The following is a 402-nucleotide window of genomic DNA, read 5'->3' as shown; positions in this document are numbered from 1 at the left end:
ATGACGATGAAGCCATACAATACCTTCCCATAAGAGTTTGGTATCAGTAGGAAAACGCAGATGACTTTCATAACAGGTGGCATCGGTCATACAGACATGAAGGTTCTCAAGATAAGGTTTCCAATGCTCGGCAAGAATGAGCTGGAGGGACTCAACGTCAAGGCGATTCGCTAGTTCCTGACGAATTGCACTGACGATTTTAGGATTGGTTAGTGGATGAAGCGGATCAATCTGGACACCACAAAACAACTGGTAATGAATATTACCGTTTAAATGCTCAATCAGTTGTGCATCGGAAAAGTTGGTATAGGACTTCAAGACCATCAAGGCTATTTTACCTTCGGGAGAAAAATAACTTTTACGACCCAAAGCAGAGGACTTCAAATGCATTTGTTCGGGCCG

General features: G+C 43.0%; 1 protein-coding gene. It reads right to left on the bottom strand.

The window, feature by feature from the left end; genetic code table 11:
* Positions 1–402: transposase (locus BACFIN_RS02080; protein WP_007757555.1), on the bottom strand; the 402-nt coding region annotated here is incomplete at both ends.

This window comes from Bacteroides finegoldii DSM 17565 (assembly GCF_000156195.1).
GTDB classification, from domain to species: Bacteria; Bacteroidota; Bacteroidia; order Bacteroidales; family Bacteroidaceae; genus Bacteroides; species Bacteroides finegoldii.
This window is presented reverse-complemented; position numbering and strand designations above follow the sequence as displayed.